This is a genomic window from Paralcaligenes ginsengisoli (assembly GCF_054781135.1).
The window spans coordinates 81,752-102,006 of the sequence record NZ_BAAGUZ010000013.1 but is presented as its reverse complement, the minus strand read 5'-3'; the positions used below and the strand labels follow the sequence as shown (position 1 = coordinate 102,006).

At 59.6% G+C, this 20,255-nt stretch carries 9 protein-coding genes; 3 read left to right on the top strand and 6 right to left on the bottom strand.

Features of this window, described 5'->3' with window-relative positions; all coding sequences use genetic code 11:
• Nucleotides 1-86 precede the first annotated feature (86 nt).
• The 3 genes from ACYVIS_RS08840 to ACYVIS_RS08830 form a co-directional block, all read right to left on the bottom strand.
• Entirely contained in the window at nt 87-800 is a 714-nt protein-coding gene (locus ACYVIS_RS08840) for an endo alpha-1,4 polygalactosaminidase (RefSeq protein ID WP_460873795.1), read from the bottom strand.
• Between the two features lie 226 nt (nt 801-1,026).
• Nucleotides 1,027-2,634, bottom strand: coding sequence for a S10 family peptidase (locus tag ACYVIS_RS08835; protein WP_460873794.1), 1,608 nt, complete (start codon nt 2,632-2,634; stop codon nt 1,027-1,029).
• Nucleotides 2,579-4,138 (bottom strand): S53 family peptidase, encoded by a 1,560-nt coding sequence (locus tag ACYVIS_RS08830; protein WP_460873793.1) that lies wholly within the window; start codon nt 4,136-4,138, stop codon nt 2,579-2,581. Before ACYVIS_RS08830 ends, ACYVIS_RS08835 begins: the two co-directional genes overlap by 56 nt.
• 463 nt (nt 4,139-4,601) lie before the next feature.
• Between ACYVIS_RS08830 and ACYVIS_RS08825 the strand changes: the two genes are divergently transcribed.
• Nucleotides 4,602-13,115 (top strand): GH36-type glycosyl hydrolase domain-containing protein, encoded by an 8,514-nt coding sequence (locus ACYVIS_RS08825; RefSeq protein WP_460873792.1) that lies wholly within the window; start codon nt 4,602-4,604, stop codon nt 13,113-13,115.
• 237 nt (nt 13,116-13,352) lie between these two features.
• The gene (locus ACYVIS_RS08820; RefSeq protein ID WP_460873791.1) at nt 13,353-14,522 is read left to right on the top strand and encodes a YbfB/YjiJ family MFS transporter; all 1,170 of its coding nucleotides are present in this window, start codon (nt 13,353-13,355) and stop codon (nt 14,520-14,522) included.
• A 12-nt stretch (nt 14,523-14,534) separates the two neighbouring features.
• Here ACYVIS_RS08820 and ACYVIS_RS08815 read toward each other — a convergent pair whose 3' ends face one another.
• From ACYVIS_RS08815 to ACYVIS_RS08805, 3 genes are all read right to left on the bottom strand, one after another.
• A complete protein-coding gene (locus tag ACYVIS_RS08815) occupies nt 14,535-16,274 on the bottom strand; it encodes a sensor domain-containing diguanylate cyclase (protein WP_460873790.1) in 1,740 nt (579 codons plus the stop codon).
• 101 nt (nt 16,275-16,375) lie between these two features.
• On the bottom strand, nt 16,376-18,238 hold the full coding sequence (locus tag ACYVIS_RS08810) for a diguanylate cyclase (protein WP_460873789.1): 1,863 nt from the start codon (nt 18,236-18,238) through the stop codon (nt 16,376-16,378).
• Between the two features lie 277 nt (nt 18,239-18,515).
• Entirely contained in the window at nt 18,516-19,496 is a 981-nt protein-coding gene (locus ACYVIS_RS08805; protein WP_460873788.1) for an aldo/keto reductase, read from the bottom strand.
• Between the two features lie 110 nt (nt 19,497-19,606).
• Between ACYVIS_RS08805 and ACYVIS_RS08800 the strand changes: the two genes are divergently transcribed.
• Nucleotides 19,607-20,113 (top strand): hypothetical protein, encoded by a 507-nt coding sequence (locus tag ACYVIS_RS08800; RefSeq protein ID WP_460873797.1) that lies wholly within the window; start codon nt 19,607-19,609, stop codon nt 20,111-20,113.
• Nucleotides 20,114-20,255 lie beyond the last annotated feature (142 nt).

The window sequence follows — 20,255 nt, the reverse complement described above, 5'->3', positions numbered from 1 at the left end:
ACGACCGCTGGACGTGCCGGACTACACAGCACCGCCCACCCTGCGGCGTCTTTATAGAACCGAGCCTGCCCGGCACTCGGCGCGTCCTACTCAGGCCCACAGCTATAGCGAAAACTGTCGTCCAATTCCTGGGGCAACACCAGCGTCTGAAACCCGCGAGCGCGGGCATCGGCGCAGAGCGCGGCACGCGCCTTCGGGTTCGTACGATACGAGGCGGCATACTCGGCATTGAACACAGGTTTGCCATCGCTGATAAAGGCCTGATAACCATCGCACTCCTTATATTCATGGCATTGCTCGTTGACCGCAAAATCAAAATACTCCGCCAGATCGGCCAGTTGATCCACATCGTTTTTCAAGCCTATGGACAAGCCCAGACTATGCGCTTCAGCGGCCAGGAAACGGTTATAGTCCAGTTGCGTATCCGCTGTCAGCGGCAATCCGCTTTTGTTGGCATAACCATCCACATTGTCCGGCTCCACACCATTGCATCCCTTCCTGGCCGCCAGAGCCAGCCGTGTGCGCATGATCTGCCGCACATTGGGCGAACGCGTATCGAGCCATCTTTCCCCAGCCCAGCCATCCAGGCTACTTCCCATATCGGCCGGTTTGAATCGGGGAAAATCGGATCGCCAATCTTCGGAACTGCCGGCAGAGAAATAACAAACCACCTTCCGCCCCGCAGCCTGTAGCGCCCGAATGGCGGAAACCGGCGTATCGAACAAATCGATGTCGTAAACGGTGGCTACATGCGATGTGTTGAGTTCTCCGCTCAGTTGCCATTGCCAGGTGTCGGTCAAACCCGGTCGCCAGTAAGACGGCGGCAAAGCGGCGGCAACGTGATCGCCGCCGACGGGGCTTCCTCCCCCTGTACATCCCGCCAAAAAGGCCAGGGTGACCAGTCCCAACCTTCGCCACCATGCGCAGAGCGCAAGCCCCGTACTGTTCAATTGAATCCCCCGATGGTTTGATGCAGCCAGTATATCGAGTACGGCCCTATCCCGTTGGAGGAATGCAAACCCGGTGCTAACCCGCCTTGCGCGCCTGCAATGCCCTGATACGCATCATCGCCGGATGATCGGAGATCGCTTCGTCGATCAACTTTGCCAGATCCGCCTTCAATGCCGTTCGCGACCCGGCATCAAGGTAGATCATGTGTCCGGACGGATAGAATCCCAGTCTGAGATTCTTGCGCACAGAGGGATCCACCAACGGCATGTTTTGCAGATCGAGGGCGGTCTGATGGAACGGCGTGACGAAATCATAATAGCCATTGGCCGACAGCACCTTCAAGTCGACATTCAGGCTCATCGTGGCCGCCAGGTCTCCCGCGGTATACAGGATGATATTGCCTTTGGCATCGATCCCTTTTTGTGCTCCGGTCGGGTCGATATGGCTGAAATCCCAGTTCTGGAAGGCCTGGTCATTGAGATCTGTAAAGGCCGAGTTCGACGTGAACTTCAGCTCGTCGTTCAGATAACTGTTCCACATGGCCGTATAGACCCCCGATACCGCCGTCATGGTTGGGTCATTGCCGCCCGAGTTCGGCGCGATATTTTTAGCGATGCCCGTGTCAATGCCCGTCACACGGCCGTCATACGATCCCAATGCCAGTCCTTTGTCTTGCAGCAGGCCGGTAAGAAACAGTGACCGCCCTTGGGTGTCGCTTGCGGCAAGATCAAGATTCCACGCCATCAGCGTCGCCTGGTCGATCCCCGTGTAATCGCCAAGCCGCTTTATCGTGGCCGGCCTGGTTTTCGGAAACTCCCGCAGTGCCGTCGCGTAGTCGCCCTGCGCAAAGGAGCGGACGGTTTCCATGAATGACGACAACTGCGCGGGCCGTGGATGAACCCCGACCTTCTTGTGATACCAGGCGTCGGCCGCGGCGGTCGGCAAGACACCGATCGGATTGCCGACCTGGGCGTAATCGAGAATTGACGATTGAATCGTCACACCATTCAGATCGACGCCGTCTTCATGCAGCACGTACGAGAGCACGGCGCTGCGGGCCGTGCCATACGATTCGCCAAACAGGAACTTCGGTGAATTCCAGCGATCGTTCGCGGTGAGGTAGCGTTTGATGAACTGGGTGATCGATCTCGCATCCTGATCCACGCCCCAGAAATCCTTGTTCTTGAACGGAGCAACCGCAGCCGAATACCCTGTGCCGACCGGATTGATGAAAACCAGATCGCTCTTGTCGAGCAAACTGTCGGGATTGTCTTCGAGCGTGTACGGCGCGGGCGGTGTAAAGCCCGGCATAGCCGTTTTTATGCGCTTGGGTGCAAACGAGCCCAGCAGGACGAAAACCGATGACGATCCCGGCCCTCCATTGTAGAAAAACGTGACGGGGCGATTTTCGGGGACCTGCCCGTCGAGAGTGAAGGCGACATAGAATACTTTCGCGCACGGCTTCGAGCTGCCGGAATCGACAGCGACCAAATGCCCCGCTGTCGCCGTATACGCAAATGCGTGAACGCCAAGCCTGATCGTATGATGCGTGACCGCCGCGTTCTCGCTTGCGTCAGCAACCGAATCATCGGGCCCGTTGCCGTACGGAGTTGGGTCGAAACAGGGTTCAGAGCGCATCGGCCACCTTCCTTCCGTTCGGACTGCCCAGGCCCGTGCAGGCATCCCATCCCGATGAAGCGGCAAAACCGCCGTTGTCGCCTTGCGTAATATCGTTGAAGGCCGCGGGCTGCCGATACAATTTCGCATTCACATACCCGACTGCCTGTCCCCTGGATGCATTGATCCGGGCGATGAGCGCGGCCCATAAAGGCGCCACGGCGCTTGTACCCCCCACGACCTCCTCGGTGCCATCGATAAGCACTTGATACCCGGTCATGGGATCGGCATCGCCCGCAACGTCCGGAACACCTCGCCCGGAGAGGGCCGTACTGCCGCCATTGCGGCCTTTTACCGTCAACGTTCGCTGCCACACAGGCAAATCGAATAGAGCACTGACACCGCCGCCTCCGGCACCGCCTTGTTCGCCATCGTTCCACACCACTTCATTCAGGATGGCATTACCGGCCGCGCGCAGGCTTGTACCGCCGCACGCCAGCACATAAGGGCTGGAAGCCGGAAAATCAACATGATTCGCACCATCGGAGACGCCGTCGCTCGCGCCATTGTCTCCCGAAGCGGCACAGACCGTTATTCCCATCGCGGCGGCGGCTTGCAGCGCATCGTTGAACGCGCGTATCGACTGCGGTGTCCAGGCGGGTTCCGGGCCGCCCCAACTGATCGAAATTATCGATGGCTTATTGTGGGCGTCGTGCACCGCACTATTCAATGCGCTGAGAAAACCCGCATCGCTATTGGTAGAGAAATAAACGGCAATGTCGGCTTCGGGTGCAATCGCGCCGGCGATCTCGATATCGAGCATGACTTCGCCGTCTGGCCCGCTCGGATCGCCGCTTGGCGGATGGCTTGCACCATCCACCGAAACCACCGTCACCACCGGAGGCCTCAAGCCCAGTTTCGAAAAATAGGCCGACAGATCGCCTGGACTGTATCCGCCCCCAAGCTCGATAAGGCCTATGCATTGCCCTTTGCCCGCATTGTCCGGAAAGTTGTAGAGCGAAGCGATCTGCGTCGGTAGATAAGAGATGCGGGCGGCTTGCCGCGCTATCCGGAACGGCGGACGAAGGCGAAAATGAGATCGCGCCTGCGGACGATTATCGAGGCCAAGGACTGCGGTCACAATCTCTTTGAGCTCCTCGGGAATATGCAGCGGGCCGATTCGTCCGCGATAGCTGCCAAGAATGTGCTCGTACCCCTGCAGGTCGACATTGAACGCGGCATTGAACTGCGCGACCGTTCCCGCCAAAACGACATTGCTGCCAGCCGCATTCTTGCGTAGCACGCGAAGGCCGTATCGATCTGCAAATTCGGTGACTCTGGCGATATCCTGCGATGCGGCACTGAATTTTCGCGCAAATTCCTCACGCGACAGACAAGCCGGCGTGCTTTCTCCTGCGACAAGCCGATCGGCAATGCGACGCAACTCGTCATCGCCCCGGCGCCTCATCAGCACCGTTACTTCCAGTTGTTCTACCGGGTCGGCAGCGCCGACACACCGCGCCCCGGCAAGCTCTACCCGCTCGCTACCCGAAAGAGGAAACTTTGCCATGATGCCGACCCTCCAAAGTTGGAAAGCATGTACCAGATAAATCGGCAATCAACTCCAGCCATGTCTTCAATTTAGCAACACGGCCGACGCGGCACAAGCGCCTGCAATACGTTCTTACACATGCTCACGGATCGAACTGCAGCTCGGTACACGGCAACAATGCGGGGGCCGCTTATGGATAGTCGCCCAATCCCATCGGATAGCGCGTATGCTGTAGTGAGCCATCTGGCATACAACTGTAGTCTCTCAAGGAGTATATCCATGGCCAAAGGTCAATTACGCGGGAACAAAGAGGCAAAAAAGCCCAAGCAGCCTCCAAAGCCCGCAATGCCCGCTTCGCCGTTTGGCGCCGCCTCCACCAAAGGAGGGACACAGACATCCGAAACCAAAAAGAAATAAACGGGGGATTCTTTGCGCTGGCCCTGGCGACTGCGAAACGCCGGCGCCGGCCGGAGGGGTGCTCATGAAATCGATTTTTTCTTACGCTTTCAGGAATCGCCCTGCCGTGCCGCCATGGGACGATCAGGCACCGGTAAGGGAAGAGCTTTTCGGTATAGAACGACTCGAGCAACATGCTGAAAGCCTCGCTGCGGCGCAGCGGGTCACCACCAGGCCGCCCAAGGTGCTGCCTTTGCACACCCGGCTCGATGACAATGCAGCCGTTTTGCTTGCTGCCTATAAGGCGAGTGCCGCCGAACTCGAAGGCGGTGAAGGGGTTGTACCCGCCGCCGAATGGCTGCTCGACAATTATCATGTCGTCGAAGAACAGATCCGCGAGATTCGGGATGATTTGCCGCCTGGCTATTATCGCCAATTGCCGAAACTGGCGGAGGGACCATTTGCCGGATATCCAAGGGTCTTCGGTCTTGCGTGGGCCTTTGTGGCGCACACAGACAGCCACTTCGACCCAGACATATTGCGGCGGTTCATTACCGCCTACCAACGCGTTCAGCCCCTTACCATCGGCGAGCTATGGGCAGTGGCAATCACGCTGCGAATCGTCCTTGTCGAGAACTTGCGCCGATTGGCTGACCAGATCACCGCCGGGCGAGGCGAGAGGGCGGATGCCGACACGCTGACGAATCAGTTGCTGGTATCGGGTTCGTCCCGATCTGCGTTGGAATCAGACATCTCCACGCGCTCCTCCGGGCACTTGTCGGAACTCTTCGCCGCTCAACTCGCAAAACGGCTGAGGGACCAGGATCCAAGAACCACCCCGGCACTAGGATGGCTGGAGAAGCGGCTTGGGCTTCAAGGCGCGTCCATCGAAGACGTTGTGCTCCACTCCCAGCAAAGACAAGGGGCCTCCAACGTCACGGTGCGCAACGTTATCACCAGCATGCGGCTTATTTCCAATATCGACTGGGCCGAATTGTTCGAAAGCGTGAGCCTTGTTGACGAACGGTTGCGCACAGCCAGCACCTTTGCGGCGATGGATTTTTCGACACGCAATCTGTATCGGAGCGCCATCGAACAACTGGCTCGCGGCTCGTCATTCTCGGAACTCGACATTGCCGATCTGGTACTACAGGTCTCGCACGCAGCGGCCGAGAACGAGGCCAGTAGCGTTGCGACCGAACGCGTTGGCGATCCCGGCTACCATCTGATTGCCGAAGGCCGCCGGGCATTCGAGCAGACGATCAAATTCCGCCCCTCCGCGCGGCTGCGGATCAGCCGTTTCAACATTCGCCTGGGTATTGGCGGCTATGTCGCCGGGGTCCTGTCTGCCACAACGGCTTTGCTGGTTCTTGGGCTCTGGACGCTTGCCGCTTCCGGCATTGGGCCCGGCTGGCTTGCACTGTTTGCGCTGATTGGCTTTCTTCCGGCAACCGAAGTAGCGACGGCACTCGTCAACCGCGCAATTACGTGGAGTTTCGGCGCAACAACCCTGCCGGGTCTGGAGCTCGCGGCAGGCGTCCCGCAATCGCTTCGGACTCTCGTCGCTGTACCCACATTGCTGACCGGCGAAGCCGATCTACGGGAACAAATCGAACGGCTCGAAGTCCATCACCTGGCCGGCGCCAGCGGCGACCTGAGCTTCGCTCTCCTGACGGACGGACTTGACGCCGATCAGGAAGTTCTCGAAAGCGACGCACACCTGCTGACCGTAGCGATCGAAGCGATCGAACAACTCAACCGCCATTACGGGCCGGGGCCCGCCGGCGACCGCTTTCTTCTGCTGCATCGGCATCGCGTCTTCAATGCCGGCGAAAACAAATGGATGGGATGGGAGCGCAAAAGAGGCAAGCTGCATGAACTCAACCGGCTCCTGCGCGGGGCTACCGACACGACATTCATGCCCATCGCGGGGCGCCCGCCGCAGGTACCTCCCGATGTGCGCTACGTCATCACTCTGGATGCCGACACCAGACTGCCCCGGGATGCCGCATTGCGGCTAATCGGCAAAATGGCCCATCCACTGAACCGTCCAAAATTCAGCGATGCCCAACAGCGCGTCGTCGACGGTTATGCCATTCTTCAGCCGCGCGTCACTCCTTCGCTGCCGATCGGCCGCGAAGGCTCTCTCTACCAAAGAGTCTTCTCCAGCCCTGGCGGTATGGATCCCTATGCAGCGGCGGTCTCCGACGTCTACCAGGATCTCTTCGGGGAAGGCTCCTATACAGGCAAGGGCATCTACGATATCGATGCGTTCGAGGCGGCTCTGAGCGGCCGTGTTCCCCAGAGCACGATGCTCAGCCATGATCTCTTCGAAGGTATTTTCGCACGCGCCGGCCTGGCCTCCGATGTCGAAGTCGTCGAGGAATTTCCATCCCGCTACGATGTCGCGGCAAAGCGCCAGCATCGCTGGACCCGCGGCGACTGGCAACTCCTACCCTGGATTTTCAAACGCCGCACAGGGGCCAACGCCGTACCCTTGATCGGCCGCTGGAAAATGCTGGACAACCTCAGGCGATCTCTGTTTGCGCCGTTCACCCTGCTGGCCCTGTGCCTGTGCTGGCTGCTGCCGGCTCCCGCGGGCGTGGAAGCGGTCATGCTAGTGCTCGCCGCCATCGCTATTCCCGCATTCCTGCCCACCCTATTTTCCATACTTCCGCGTCAGAGCGGCATTCGCCTGCGCAATCACTTTCGCAGCCTGACTACCGACCTGCGGCTAGCGGCCCAGCAAACGATTCTTTCCATCGTTTTCCTGCCCGATCAGGCCTGGCGCATGGGGGATGCGATCGCAAGAACGCTGATCCGGTTATTCCGGACTCGCCGCCACCTTCTCGAATGGACCACAGCCGCGCAATCCAAGGGACGCCCGCGTCCCGATCTCTTTGGCTTTTACCGGCAAATGGCGGGAGGCACATTGCTCGGCCTCTTCATGGCTATCGCCGCAATCGCCATTGCGCCGTTGTCGTGGCCGCTGGCGCTGCCCTTCGTCTTGCTGTGGCTGGCGGCACCGGCGCTCGCCTTGTGGGCCAGCAGATCAGAGACGGTTGCGCGGCAACTCGCCATGTCAAGCTCCGATGCGCGCGACTTGCGTCTTATCGCGCGCCGCACCTGGCGTTTCTTCGAAACGCTGGTGACGCCATCAGACAACATGCTGCCGCCGGACAACTTCCAGGAAACTCCCAAGCCGGTCATTGCACACCGGACTTCGCCGACCAACATAGGGCTGTATTTGCTCTCCACCGTCGCCGCCCGCGACTTTGGCTGGGCGGGAACCACCGAAACCGTCGAACGGCTGGAAGCAACGTTCGACACATTGCAGAAGCTGCATCGGTTCAGAGGGCATTTTTTCAACTGGTACGCAACACAGGATCTGCGCGCACTTGATCCTGTTTACATTTCATCCGTCGACAGCGGAAATCTTGCCGGCCATCTGATTGCCCTCGCCAACGCCTGTGAAGAATGGGCGCAAGCCTCGTCGGTCCAGGACGCCAGACAGGGCATGAGGGACAGTCTGCAACTGGCGCGCGAAGCCGCCCATGCTCTGCCGTCGGCGAGCGGCGAGCCAGGACAGCAGCTGACTTCCATACTTGACGAGATCGGAACAAAGCTGAGCAACGACGGGCAAGGAATCGAAACCTTGTTTCCGACACTCAAGCGGCTTGCCGACAAGGGCGCCAAGGCCGCTCGCAATATATTGCCGATGGCCGAGGACGACCCCTCTCCTGATCTGATCTTCTGGATCGAGGCGCTCGGAAAAGCAGCGGCCGAACATAATCGCGACAGGCTGCAGATCGCCGCCGAACCGCATATTCTGAAAGACCGCCTGAATGCGCTCGCCGCCTTGGCACGCGAGATGGCTCTTGCAATGGATTTTGCGTTTCTCCTCGATCCTGATCGAAAATTGCTGTCGATCGGCTATTCCCTGGTCGACAATAGCCTCGACTCCAATTGCTACGATCTGCTTGCTTCGGAAGCGCGGCTTGCCAGCCTGTTCGCCATAGCCAAGGGAGACGTTGCAACACGGCACTGGCTGCGTCTGGGCCGGGCAGCGACCCCGCTTGGAGCCGGGTCGGCGCTGATCTCCTGGTCGGGGTCCATGTTTGAATACCTGATGCCATCGCTGGTGATGCGCGCACCGGCTGGCAGCCTGCTTCAGCAGACCAATCGGTTGGTGGTGCAACGCCAGGAGCTTTATGGGCGATCGCTCGGCATCCCCTGGGGGATCTCGGAATCTGCCTACAACGCCCGCGACATGGAATTCACTTATCAGTATTCCAATTTCGGCGTTCCAGGCCTGGGCTTGAAGCGCGGCCTGGCCGAAAACCTGGTCATTGCGCCCTACGCAACGGGCCTGGCGGCCATGGTGGATCCGCAAGGCGCTCGACGCAACTACGACCGCCTGGCCGAACTCGGGGCACTTGGCCGCTACGGCTTCTACGAGGCTCTCGACTTTACCCGTTCCCGGCTTCCCGACGATGAAGATGTCGCAATCGTGCGCAACTTCATGGCCCATCACCAGGGAATGACCATCGTTGCCCTGGCCAATGCATTGCACGATAGTCAGATGCGTACCCGTTTTCATCGCGAGCCCATGATCAAGGCCTGCGAACTCCTGCTCCAGGAACGCATGCCCCGGGACGTCGCCGTGGCCCATCCACGAGCCGAAGAAGTAAAGGCTTCGATCGACGCCGGCGCCGTGGCACCCACCGTGCGCCGCCTCACCGCGGCATCCGGAAGCGCCCCCATAACTCATTTGCTGTCGAACGGGCGCTACGCGGTGATGCTGACCGCAACGGGCGCGGGCTACAGCCGCTGGCGCGACATCGCTATAACCCGATGGAACGAGGACTCAACGCGTGACAACTCGGGTTCTTTTATTTTCCTGAAAGACACGCAAAGCGGGAAAGCCTGGTCCGCCAGCACGCAGCCGGTCGCAAGCGCCGCCGATTACGGGGAAGTTGTCTTCGGCGAGGATCACGCTGAATTCATCCGCCGCGACGGCTCCCTGACTACCGTCATGGACGTCCTGGTTTCCGGCGAGGACGACGGCGAAGTCCGCCGCGTGTCGCTGACCAACCGAGGGCGCCGCCCGCGTGAAATCGAACTTACCTCCTACGCCGAAGTGGTATTGACGACGGTAGCGGCCGATAGTGCGCACCCGGCTTTTGCGAAGATGTTCGTCGTCACCGAGCATCTTGCCGAATTCGATGCGCTCATCGCAACGCGCCGTCCGCGCGCGCATGACGAACCCTCGATATGGGCCGCCCACTTCGCCGTGGTGGAAGGCGAGATCGTTGCAGACCCGCAATACGAATCCGACCGAGCCCGATTCATGGGCCGAGGACGCACGGTTGCCACAGCCCTTGCCATCGAAGACGGGCAAGCGCTCTCAAATACAGTAGGAACCGTGCTCGACCCGATCTTTTCGCTGAGGCAGCGCGTCCTGATCCCACCCGGCGATGTCGCGCGGGTTTCCTTCTGGACCATTGTCGCATCGTCGCGAGCAGAACTCCTGGACCTCGTCGACAAGCACTTTGATCGAAACGCATTCGACAGGGCAAAGACCCTTGCGTGGACCCAAGCCCAGGTCCAACTGCACCATTTGAGCGTCGAGACCGATGAAGCGGCGGATTTTCAACGCCTCGCCGCGCCAATCCTGTATGCCGATCCAAGATTCAGGGCCCCTTCCGAGGCAATCATCCGCGGAGCGGGTTGCCAGTCAGGCCTGTGGCCGCACGCGATCTCGGGCGACTTGCCGATCATCCTGCTGCGTATCGACGACATCGATGACATTGCACAGGTTCGCCAACTGCTGCGTGCGCACGAATATTGGCGCATGAAGCACCTCGCCGTCGATCTTGTCATCATCAACGAGCGCGCTTCCTCTTATGTGCAGGATCTGCAAATCGAAATCGATACCGCCGTACGCAGCAGCCAGTCAAGGCCGCGCTTCGACGTGGAGCTTGCGCGAGGCGCGGTCTACGCGCTACGCGCCGACCTCATGAGTGCCGATGCCCGGGCCTTGCTGCAATCGGTCGCGCGCGTCATGCTGATTGCGCGCCGCGGGCCTATTGCCGACCAGTTCGCCCGCCTGCCCAAGACACCGGTCCAGCCAATCCCGGCCCGCAATCTGCAGTATTCCATGCTGGCACCGCAACCGTCTCCCGCGCCCGAAGGCCTCGAGTTCTTCAATGGCCTGGGCGGCTTTGACAAGAATGGCCGCGAATACGTGACCATCCTCGATGCAGGCCGGACAACTCCCGCACCTTGGATCAACGTTATCGCCAATGCCGGCTTCGGCTTCCAGGTGGCCGCCGAGGGAAGCGGCTACAGCTGGTCCGAAAACAGCCGCGAGAACCAGCTCACTCCCTGGTCGAACGACCCGGTTGGCGATCCCGCGGGAGAAGCGATCTATGTTCGCGATGACATAACCGGCGACCTCTGGACCGCAACAGCGCAACCGATTCGGGACGATGGAACCTACATTGCCCGCCACGGCTATGGCTACAGCCGCTTCGAACACCAGGCGAACGGCATTGAGCTTGATTTGCTGCAATACGTCCCTCTTGCGGATCCGATCAAAATTTCGCGGCTTACCCTTCGAAACCTCTCGGGAAAACCACGCCGCCTTTCAGTTACGACCTATGCGGAGTGGGTGCTTGGCACCTCCCGAGGCGCCGCGGCGCCATTTATCGTGACCCAGATCGATGAAACCTCCGGCGCCCTGCTGGCCCGCAACCCCTGGAACATCGTTTTTTCGGATCGCGTGGCTTTTGCCGACCTCGGCGGCCGACAAACATCCTGGACCACGGACCGTACCGAGTTTCTGGGCCGCACCGGCGGGCCGGCCGCTCCAGCCGCGCTCGCCGAAATCACACCATTATCCGGCGCAATCGGCGCCGGCCTCGATCCTTGCGCGGCCCTGCAATGCGTGGTGGAGCTGGACGCGGGCGAAACCATCGAGATCGTATCCTTCCTCGGACAATGCAGCTCCGCCGAGAAGGCCGCGGCGCTGATTGCCCACTACCGCGAAGCCAACCTCGACGCCCTTCTTCAAGAAGTAAGTGATTACTGGACGCGCGTGCTAGGAACGATCCAGGCCAAGACACCCGACCGGGCGATGGACATCATGCTCAATGGCTGGCTGCTTTACCAGACGCTTGCCTGCCGCATCTGGGCGCGCTCAGCCTTCTATCAGGCAAGCGGCGCCTATGGTTTCCGCGACCAGCTTCAGGATGGCATGGCCTTGGCAAACGCCGAGCCGGACGCAACACGACACCATCTGCTGCGTGCCGCGGCGCGACAATTTGTCGAAGGCGATGTCCAGCATTGGTGGCTGCCGCTTTCCGGACGAGGAGTAAGAACGCGTATTTCAGACGATCGGGTCTGGCTCGCATTCGCGACCGCAACGTATATCGCCAGTTCGGATGACACGGCTGTCCTGGATGAAATTGTTCCATTCCTCGAGGGCCCGACTCTGGGGCCTGGAGAGCACGACTCCTTCTTCCAGCCGACGGTCGCAAATGAATCGGCATCGCTCTTCGAGCACTGCGCCCGCGGTCTCGACCAATGCCTCGAACTCACTGGCGAACACGGCCTGCCGCTTATCGGCACCGGCGACTGGAACGACGGCATGAACCGGGTCGGTGAAGAAGGCAGGGGCGAAAGCGTGTGGCTCGGCTGGCTGCTGGTGCGAACCATCGAGATTTTCGCGCCGCTGGCCTCGGACCGGGACGCGGCCCGTGCCCAACGCTGGCGCGCCCACGCCGCTTCAGTGCGCGACGCGCTGGAGAAAGAAGCCTGGGACGGCGACTGGTACCGCCGAGCAACCTTCGACAACGGAACCTGGCTCGGTTCGAAAGACAGCCAGGAGTGCCGGATCGATTCCATTGCCCAATCGTGGTCCGTGCTGTCGGGCGGGGCCGATCCGGTGCGCGCCGCCGCGGCGATGGCGTCGCTGGACGAACATCTGATTCGCCGCGACGACGGCCTGGCGCTGCTGTTTTCGCCGCCCTTCGACAAAGGGGCGCTCGATCCCGGCTATATCAAGGGTTATCCGCCAGGGCTCCGGGAAAATGGCGGCCAGTACACCCATGCCGCCACATGGGCAATTCTCGCGTTTGCAAAGCTGGGATCGGGCGACAAGGCTGGCGAGCTGTTCGCACTGCTCAACCCGATCAACCATGCGCGTACGCCCGAGGAGGTTGAACGCTACAAGGTTGAACCTTATGCAGTCGCAGCCGACGTCTATTCCGTCCCGCCGCATGTCGGACGTGGGGGATGGACCTGGTACACAGGCTCCGCGGCCTGGATGTACCGCGCGGGCACCGAAGGCATTCTGGGTATCCGCCGCGAGGGGGCTTTCCTTATCGTCGACCCGTGTATCCCGGCCGCATGGCCGGGGTTTGAAGCCACGGTAAAAATAAAATCAAACAGCTACCATATCCATATAGACAATCCGTCGAGGCGCTGCCACGGTATCCTGCAGGCCCTTCTTGACGGCACGCCTGTCGACTGTCCCGAGGGCCGCGTGCAGGTTCCTCTGGACGGAGGGACGCACGAGCTGATGATATCCATCTAGATCCACCAAACCTTCGGATCTATCGCCGCACCGGATATTCGACAAGGCAATCAATGGCTCATAATGCGACATGGGCTGCCTGAGGGCATTGACCTTCCCACGTCAGGAAGCCTTAAGATCGACCCATGGCCCCCGGGAAGGGGTTCCAAGCAGCCACCCATTCCAGCGAGACAAGCCGTGCCGATCACGAAGGATCTACCAGGATATTCAAATGCCGCAGCAAACAATTCGTCCGCGATGTCGATAAGGCGTTCACTGTGGATAGCCGCCGGCCTGGCGATGGCTCCGGCGATAGCGCTGGGCTTGGCCAGGTTTGCCTACGCGCTGCTGCTGCCGAGCATGCGGACCGATCTTGCCTGGAGCTATACCGATGCCGGGGCGATGAATACGGCCAATGCCCTGGGCTACCTCGTGGGCGCGCTCATCGCATCCCAGGCGGCGACGCGGTTCGGAGCAAAACGCGCGTTCCTGGCCGGCTTGCTGCTGACCGCCGCCACGCTGCTTGCCTCCGGCCTGACGGCCTCGTTTACCTGGCTGATCATTCTTCGCGTGATTGCCGGCATTGCCGGGGCCGTCGCCTTCGTCATCGGCGCCGCTTTCACGGTTGCCGCCGTGCCTCGGAACAAGCCGGCGTCGATACCGCTGGCGATGGGCGTTTACCTGGGTGGCGGCGGGCTCGGAATCGTGATTTCCGCGTTTGTCGTGCCCCCCTTGCTGGCTCTCGCCGGCTGGCGTGGCGGCTGGATCATTCTGGGCGCGGTGTCCTTCCTGGGCGCCGTCGTTGCGCTGCCCGCGCTGCGACGCGTTCAGGCACCGGCGCCGCGACCCCAGGGCGACGGCCAGAAAGGATGGTCACTGCGCTTTCTGCTACCCGTTGTCGTCAGCTATGGACTCTTCGGCGCGGGCTATATCGCCTACATGACATTCATCGTGGCCTATTTGCGAAGCAGGGGCCTGGATGCATTCGACATATCGGTCTTCTGGGCCTGCCTGGGCACCGCGTCGCTCATCGCAGCCTTTCTCTGGAGTCCTCTGCTTGCGCGATTCAAGGCGGGTTGGGGCCTGGTGGCCGCACTGGGCATCGTGACAATCGGGGCGTTGCTGCCGGTCGTCTTCGACGGAAAAACGGCAGCGTTTTTCTCGGCATGGCTGTTCGGCGGGTCTTTTCTCGCGGTGGTTGCCGCCGTCACGTGCTTTGCCGGCAAGGCTGTAAAGCCACATGCCTTGACGGCGGTCATTGCTGCGCTGACGGTCTCGTTCGGACTCGGCCAATGTATTGGCCCTGTGCTCAGCGGTGCCATCTCGGACGGCCCGCATGGCGTGCAGACCGGCTTGCTGTTGTCGGCCGGCATACTGCTCATCGGAGCCATCGTCGCCATATTCCAGCGCGAACCTACCCTCAACTGACGACCCGCACCCTCAGGTGCCAACCCCTTCGTCGGCCACCACAACGCAATTGCGTCCCGATCGCTTTGCCTTGTAAAGCGCCTCGTCGGCTTCATGCAGCAAGCCATCCAGATCGATATTCCGGCCCATCAATTCCGTCAGTCCCAACGACACCGTAACCCGCACCTGCCCGCCTTGCGCCAGGACGATCACGGCATCGGCGACTTCCGTCCGAAGCCGCTGCGCTATCTCCAGCGCGTGTTCAATATCGGCGCCTATCAGTACCGCCGCAAACTCTTCTCCACCTATGCGGCCGAATACATCCACTTCACGCAACACGCCTCGAATCACCTGCGCCACTTTCCGAAGGACCGTGTCGCCGCCGCTGTGGCCCCACATGTCGTTGACCGCTTTGAAATGATCGATATCCATCATCAGCAATGACAAGGGTTCTTTGCTGCGTAAGGCACGCGCAAGTTCGCGGCCGACAAGCTCGACAAAGTAGCGCCGGTTGAACACCCCTGTCAGATAATCCGTACGGGCGTGAATCTCGGCCTCTTCTTTGTACGCGCGTTCGAGTTCAAGGGTTTTCTGCGACAAAACCAAGGCTACCGCGGATTCTTGCGCATCGCGCCGCAACTGGCGCAAGCGCATATACAGCATCGAACAGATCAGGACACTGCTTACAACGCCCTGCGTGATGAGTTCCCATTCTTCGCTGAAACTTATCTCCCAGGTGGCCCACCATCCGAAACTGGCAAGAATCGAATCTGTGGCGAAAAGAGCAAGCACGATATACGTGGCCCGCAAGAATCGCAGACTCGGAGCCTGTTCTTTTCGGGCAGAAAAGGCGACGATGACGCAATACCAGACAGCTGCCAGGGACAACAGGGCACTGATGCCGATCGCCGCCAAGGTATGGCCCGTAGCCATCGCGGCGAGCTGAACAGGGAAAATCAGCAGGAACAGATTGAGGCCGCGCATCAGCATCGGTGCCGGCACATAAAGCCTGAACAGCGCTCGGCTGAACAGGATAAACATGAATGGCACACCGCAGGTCAGAATATTGGTCAGCCAGTCGGCCATTTGCGGAGAACCGTCGGGGACAAAAGGCGCGAAATACCCGGTAATACTCAATCCATAAAGAATATAAACGGCCTGATACAAGCCAAACAGGCCTACGGTCTGCTGACGATCCACAATGTAATGGTCAATCGCCCATACCAAAGCCCACAGCATGAGCCCCATGAAAATATCTCGCAGGAAACCGGACTTCTGCTCGTTGCGCAGAGCCTCGTGCGGCTCCAGAGCCTTTACGTTCAACAAGGATTCGCTGGTGGTTTGTATTCGAAGATAGAAAGTCTGCTCAGGAGCCGTCACATTCACGACAAACCCCAGCGCAATGGCTACGCGATCGCGCTGGCTATAGGCGTATTTATCACCCGTCACCCGGGTGACCCACTCCAGGGGATTGCTGTCGCTGGCCTCATAGAGGCGAACGTCGTCCAGAAAGCTCGAACCGATATGCAGCACCACCTCACTGCCTTGGGCGGGCGCACGAACCCGCAAGCGCACCCAATGCACGGAATCCGTATAGCCCTTGGATACCTGGCGATTGAACGGAGTGAATTTGCGCCCCACGACATCGGCGATCGTCAGGTTCCCGCCACTGTCTTCCAGTATGGCGCTCGAGGCGATCAAATCGCCCGCCGCGGCCGGTGAAGCAGAAAATAATCCTATAAGGACGACAAGAACGCCAAAAAAATATTTCATAGAACAGCTATGGGCCAAAAGTTAACTCCGAACGGCAAGCAAGAGATCGGCGGGCCTGCGCCGAAACCGTGCCCATGCCAGATGCCCGCGGGGCACGAATGCTAGTCGAACGCAATTTCAACACAATTGCGACCGCTGCCTTTAGCGCGATAGAGCGCCGTATCGCTGCGGGAAAGCGAGGCGGCGACGTTCGCATCGCTTGGCTTCATCGCGGAAATACCGATACTTACCGTCACCGGGATTATTTCACCGCCCCCGACGAAAGGCGCGTCGGCTATTTGCTTCTGTACCCGCCTGGCAAAAAGAGCCGCCTCGGCGAACCCCGTGTCGGCCAGAATAACAGCAAACTCCTCGCCGCCTACGCGGCCTACGGTATCGTTCTTGCGCAGCGCCTCGCGCAGGATTGTGGCGAAGTGCTTCAGCACCTGATCGCCTATGGCATGGCCGTAGCCGTCGTTGATCGCCTTGAAATAATCAAGATCGCACATCAGAACAGCGGCACTCATGCCATTGCTGCGCTGAATCCGCGCCAGCTCTTCTTCCATGCGCGCCATGAAACAGCGTCGATTCGGCAATTGCGTCAGAAAATCGATGGTGGCGAATTCCTGTAATTCAGTCTCTATGCGCTTGCGCTCGGTCACATCGCTGATAAAGCCATGCCACAATGTGCGGCCGTCCGGCAGGCGGCAGGGCCGAGCGTCCCCCTGCCGCCAGCGCAGGCCTTGCGTGGGCAATATGACACGGTACTCGAGATGCCAGGGCATCAGGCTGGCGGCCGAGGCGGCGATCGAAGCGCTGTAATTCTGGTAATCGTCGGGATGAATGATCTCACGCATGACCGAGACATCGGTGGCAACCTGCTCTGGCGCGATCTCGTAGATATCCTTGATTCCTTCGCTGGCATAAGAGAAAAACGCAGCGCCGTCCGGCATCTGGCAATACTGGAATACCAGGCCCGGAACTTCGTTCGTCAGGCTGGTGATCAAATCCACGCTTTGCTGCAAGCGCTCGGACAAAGCCCGCATCGCCGTTATATCGGTAGTCGTGCCTATCATGCGCAGCGGATTGCCCTCGGCATCGCGGCTAACGACCTTGCCCCGGCTCGATATCCATTTGTAGCTGCCATCCTTGCAGCGGATTCTGTGCTCCACCGAATAACTATCCGTCTTTCGATCGAAATGCGCCTGTATTGTCGCCTTGACATACGCCAGGTCGTCGGGATGCACGCGGGTATAGCTTTCCTCGATGCGATTACCGATTTCCGAATCGGTGTAGCCCAGAATCGCCTTCCAGCCTGTCGAATAGTGAATCTCGCCTGTTGCGACATTTCGATCCCAGACGCCCGTTCCGCTTCCTTCGATGGCCAGCGCTATTCGCGTTTCCCTCTCCAGGGCAGCATTTTCCGCCCTGCGTATCTCCGTTTGATCGATATGACGCTCAATCGCTATGGTGGCCAGGGCCGTAACATCGGCCAGGGCTTGCCTATGCTTGTCGCCGCCCCGATCAGGTTGTTGCAGGCAGGCGGCCACAATTCCAAGTATGCCTTTGTGCATGGAGCGGATCGGGACTGCGACGCAAGCATACAAGCCATGCTCCTGGACCACGCCGGAAAAACGGCGCCAGAATTGGCTGGCCTCGAGATCCTCGGTGGCGGTATCGACAAGGGCATCGCTCGCTGCGTGCTGCGGCCAGGTTCCGGTTTCGATGCCGATACCATCGATTGCACAGCTGCAGTCCGGATGCAGGCTGGGCGCGGCGGCAAGGCGCAGGTGCTTGCCGCTTTCGTCCAGCAGGAAAATGACGGCCCATACTTCCGGATTCTGAATCTCGATGCTCGTTGCAATATCAGCCAGCGTCTGGGCCAGAGGCGCACCCTGCGCGATATTGGTCAATATCAGATTATTTTCCGCCAGCATTCTTCTATACAGGCCGAAATCCGCATTGTTGTGAGAAGTGTCCAACATTATCATGTCGTCAACATACTTGTGATCTCACCGGCAGGATGGACAGGGTGCAACTATAGGGCACGCTTTAAGCGCGCCGTTGTTTTATTATTACATCAAAACATTTTGTTAACATCCTGACAAATATACAAGATTTCCGCAGCCGCTTAATAAGAAAAATGTCTGATCAATCGTTTTTTATGTACTCCTTTCATTAAACAAGAGCCCGCGAATGTCCTCCGATGCCGTACGACAACCGGTTCCGGATCGCAAACGGCATGCCGCGGCTCCTCCGTGTTTATTTAAAACCCGCCACGGCGTGGGGCACGTAAGGCGCTTCCAGTTGCGCGATTTCCTCATCCGTGAGAGCCAGAGACAGCGCAGCAACGGCATCGTCTATATGGCTCGCTTTCGATGCGCCGACAATCGGTGCGCTAATGACCGATTTGCTCAGCATCCAGGCGAGTGCGACTTGCGCGCGGGGTACGCCGCGGCCCTTCGCGACTTGCGCAACACGTTCTATTACGGCGCGATCGGAATCGGCCGTCGACCCATATAAGGATGCGCCATAGTCATCGGTCTTGGTGCGTTCGGTGGATTCGTTCCAGTCGCGCGTCAGGCGTCCACGGGCAAGCGGGCTCCACGGCAGCACACCGATCTTCTGATCCGCGCAGAGCGGATGCATTTCACGTTCTTCCTCGCGGTAAAGCAGGTTGTAGTGATCCTGCATGGTTGCGAAACGGGTCCAGCCGTGCTGCTCCGAGGTATGCAGCGCCTTTGCGAATTGCCAGGCAAACATCGACGACGCGCCGATATAGCGCGCCTTGCCCGCTTTCACCACATCGTGCAGCGCCTCCAGGGTTTCTTCAATCGGAGTGCGATAGTCCCAACGGTGAATCTGATACAGATCGACGTAATCCATGCCAAGCCGGGTCAGGCTCGCGTCGATCGATTGCATGATGGCCTTCCTGGACAAACCCATGCCGTTCGGGCCCTTTCGCGTCGGGAAGAACACCTTGGTGGCGACAACCAGTTGATCGCGAGGCGCGAACTCACGCAGCGCGCGCCCGACGATCTCCTCGCTTGTGCCATCGGAGTAGCTGTTGGCCGTATCGAAGAAATTAATACCCGCGTCAAGGGCATGCCGGATGAGCTCGCGGCTCGCGTCTTCGGGCAGCGTCCAGGGATGGTTGCCGCGCTCGGGGACGCCGTAGGTCATGCAGCCAAGGCAGATGCGCGAGATATCCACGCCGGTGTTGCCGAGCTTGATATATTCCATTGTGTTCTCCAAAGGTGCCGCTGTACTGCGGATTCGAGTGCATGCCATATTACTGCTAAGCTTGGGTCCCTTACAGACGAATCAAGCAGGGCCATAAAATAGTGAACGACTTGAATTTCCCCGACACCGACGCGCACGACGGCGCCGACGACCACGAAACCAGGACCCAGGAACCGCGGCTATGGCGCGATGACGGTTGGACCGCTCGTGTCATAAAAAACGGCGACGACGACGGCTGGGCAGTGGAAATGATCAAAGACGGCGAAGCAGAGCCGGCGCTGGTTGGCCCCTGGACCATGGGGCGCGACAAGAAGAACCCCAAACCGCTCGATTCCGCCGCATTTTTCACGCTGGTCAAGACGGCTTCCGAAGTCTTGCGCCGCCACGAGCAACAGTTGCATGCCTTGCTGCACAAAAACATCAAAGTCACCTCGGATTCAGGATTGCTGGACATCAAGCTGGACATCGTTCCCGACGAAGACAACCCCTACGCCCTGTTAAGCGCTTGCGACGGGTTCGGCGAGCAGCTTGCGCAGGTCCGCGTGGGCACAGGCTTCAAGCTCACTATGCAAAGCGCCACGGCATGGATCGAGAACGATTTCAAGAAACCCGCTTGATCTCCCGCATACCCTATTGAATCAAGCCATGTGTCACGCAAGCGTCAGGCGTATCCAGAGTCACCAGGCCGAAGTGGAAACGGTTTTCTGATAAAGTCTCTGTCAAGCAGGCGCCCGGCAATTCCGGCGTCATGACTTCGGA

What these genes read in the sequence shown, in the direction of transcription:
- ACYVIS_RS08830 (WP_460873793.1), bottom strand. Translation starts at nt 4,138, where the DNA reads ATGGCAAAGTTTCCTCTTTCGGGTAGCGAGCGGGTAGAGCTTGCCGGG.
- ACYVIS_RS08815 (WP_460873790.1), bottom strand. Translation starts at nt 16,274, where the DNA reads ATGAAATATTTTTTTGGCGTTCTTGTCGTCCTTATAGGATTATTTTCT.
- ACYVIS_RS08810 (WP_460873789.1), bottom strand. Translation starts at nt 18,238, where the DNA reads ATGTTGGACACTTCTCACAACAATGCGGATTTCGGCCTGTATAGAAGA.
- ACYVIS_RS08835 (WP_460873794.1), bottom strand. Translation starts at nt 2,634, where the DNA reads ATGCCTGCACGGGCCTGGGCAGTCCGAACGGAAGGAAGGTGGCCGATG.
- ACYVIS_RS08805 (WP_460873788.1), bottom strand. Translation starts at nt 19,496, where the DNA reads ATGGAATATATCAAGCTCGGCAACACCGGCGTGGATATCTCGCGCATC.
- ACYVIS_RS08820 (WP_460873791.1), top strand. Translation starts at nt 13,353, where the DNA reads ATGTCGATAAGGCGTTCACTGTGGATAGCCGCCGGCCTGGCGATGGCT.
- ACYVIS_RS08825 (WP_460873792.1), top strand. Translation starts at nt 4,602, where the DNA reads ATGAAATCGATTTTTTCTTACGCTTTCAGGAATCGCCCTGCCGTGCCG.